This window comes from Pantoea sp. SIMBA_079, from assembly GCF_046940275.1.
Lineage (GTDB): Bacteria > Pseudomonadota > Gammaproteobacteria > Enterobacterales > Enterobacteriaceae > Pantoea > Pantoea borealis.
On record NZ_JAWRYR010000804.1, the window covers coordinates 1 to 243 of the forward strand.

The 243-nt window shown below is 60.9% G+C and carries 1 protein-coding gene; it reads right to left on the bottom strand.

What is annotated here, in order from left to right:
* A partial coding sequence (locus tag SB719_RS22165) for a 2Fe-2S iron-sulfur cluster-binding protein (RefSeq protein ID WP_412160036.1) occupies positions 1-243 on the bottom strand: 243 nt, incomplete at both ends.

Here is a 243-nt window from a genome sequence, read left to right on the forward strand (position 1 = left end):
TAGTAAAAGCCTGCCGAGAAGAACATGTAGAAGGCGTCGTTGATCGCGCCGACATCGTGCTTCAGCGACGGCCAGTGGTTCTGGGTTTCGGCCTTGAGGCCGTCATAGAGTTCCAGCACCGTTGCGCGGGTGTTCGGCTCGAAACGGCCCGGTCCGCGTGAAACGCCCATCAGCGCATTCGGCTCTTCGGAACCGGCGGAAAGAATGCCGCGCGGGCGGTGATATTTGAACGAACGACCGGCC